This is a genomic window from Stenotrophomonas maltophilia group sp. RNC7 (assembly GCF_030910085.1).
GTDB classification, from domain to species: Bacteria; Pseudomonadota; Gammaproteobacteria; order Xanthomonadales; family Xanthomonadaceae; genus Stenotrophomonas; species Stenotrophomonas sepilia.
This window is the reverse complement of record NZ_JAVFVN010000885.1, coordinates 1-1,264: the sequence shown is the minus strand read 5'-3', so window position 1 is coordinate 1,264 and position 1,264 is coordinate 1. Positions and strand designations below refer to the sequence as shown.

The 1,264-nt window shown below is 51.7% G+C and carries 1 protein-coding gene; it reads left to right on the top strand.

Features of this window, described 5'->3' with window-relative positions; genetic code table 11:
• Positions 1-33 precede the first annotated feature (33 nt).
• A complete protein-coding gene (locus RCF13_RS21790; protein ID WP_308141549.1) occupies positions 34-1,209 on the top strand; it encodes an enolase C-terminal domain-like protein in 1,176 nt (391 codons plus the stop codon).
• Positions 1,210-1,264 lie beyond the last annotated feature (55 nt).

Below are 1,264 nucleotides of genomic sequence, written 5' to 3'. Positions count from 1 at the left end.
ATGTTGTCAGGCTGATCAATTCAGGGTTTTGCAATGCGAATTGTTGATATCAGAGAAAGGTCGATTGATCTCAGCCGTTTTGCGGATTGTAGCATTCATCAGTCGCGGCTAACGACGAGTATTGTCGGTGTCGTGACTGATGTTTTGCGTAACGGGATCCCTATTGTCGGATATGGCTTCGGTTCTGTGGGTCGCTTCGCCCAGTCAGGATTGATCAGAGAACGGTTTGCTCCTCGCCTGCTTGCAGCCGATACTGATCAATTATCCAATTCTTCAAACGATAATATCGATCCGTTTCGCGCTTGGAAGCTAATGATGTCTGACGAAAAGGCCGGCGGCCATGGCGAACGATGCGTTGCGGTCGGAGCCTTAGACATGGCAATCTGGGATGCCGCGGCAAAAATCGAAGACGTCCCACTATTCAGCTTTCTCGCCCAAAGCTTGGGCGTTAATTCCGAGCCAAGGTCTCAAATTAACTGTTACGCTGCGGGCGGATATCCCTATCCCATCGACGACCTTTCTGCGTTGCGCGCCGAAATTCGACTGATTGTTGACCGGGGCTTCACGCATGCGAAAATCAAGATCGGTAAAGGTGAAATATCGGAAGATTTACGGCGGATCGATGTAGCTGCAAAAGAATTGCCATATGGCTATTCCTGTTTGGCTGCGGACGCGATGAACGCCTACAGCCATGAAAGTGCAATACAGGCTGCTACCGCGCTCTCGGCAAAGGAACTGTGGTGGTTCGAAGATATCTGTGATCCGTTGGATTTCGATACTCAATCTGACGTTGCCGAAATTTACGCGCCGCCGCTTGCTGCCGGCGAAGCATTATTTTCTCTATCTGAGGCTAGGCTGTTGGCGCGCCACGGTGGTTTAAGACCCGATCACGACATTTTGGTATTTGATCCAGTTCACTGTTACGGGCTGCCTGTCTACCTCAAAATCGTTGACCTTTACGTCAAACACGGATGGTCGAAAAAGGCATTCTGGCCACATGGTGGCCATCAATTTTGTCAGCACGTAGTGGCAGCGCTAGGCCTTGGAGGCGCGGAGGTGAACCTCAGCAGTTTTCAGCCGCTTTGTGGGCTTGCGGACGACACTGTTGTGGCAGATGGACGCATCAGTATGTCTGACCGCCCTGGCATCGGTTTTGAACACCGCAACGTACTGCGCCAACTGTTTCATAGCCTTCTGGAAACGCGGTAGATACCCATTCGCGGTGACGTGGCGCTGGCGACCGAAAGCGCCATCCTTATCTATG